Source organism: Acinetobacter sp. OYA S30, assembly GCF_033599315.1.
In the GTDB taxonomy this organism is placed as follows: domain Bacteria; phylum Pseudomonadota; class Gammaproteobacteria; order Pseudomonadales; family Moraxellaceae; genus Acinetobacter; species Acinetobacter baumannii.
The window spans coordinates 1-405 of the sequence record NZ_JAWVAV010000155.1; the positions used below are offsets into that span (position 1 = coordinate 1).

General features: G+C 48.9%; 1 rRNA gene. It reads left to right on the top strand.

The features are described 5' to 3' along the window. Positions 1–19 precede the first annotated feature (19 nt). Positions 20–405 (top strand): 23S ribosomal RNA (locus tag R5R67_RS19595); the annotation flags it as partial.

The following is a 405-nucleotide window of genomic DNA, read 5'->3' on the forward strand; positions in this document are numbered from 1 at the left end:
CGACTGTTTGGGGTTGTATAGTCAAGTAATTAAGTGCATGTGGTGGATGCCTTGGCAGTCAGAGGCGATGAAAGACGTGATAGCCTGCGAAAAGCTCCGGGGAGGCGGCAAATATCCTTTGATCCGGAGATGTCTGAATGGGGGAACCCACCTACTTTAAGGTAGGTATTGCAACATGAATACATAGTGTTGCAAGGCGAACGAGGGGAAGTGAAACATCTCAGTACCCTTAGGAAAAGAAATCAATTGAGATTCCCTCAGTAGCGGCGAGCGAACGGGGATCAGCCCATTAAGTTATGTGTGTTTTAGTGGAACGCTCTGGGAAGTGCGAACGTAGAGGGTGATATTCCCGTACACGAAAGGGCACACATAATGATGACGAGTAGGGCGAGGCACGTGAAACCT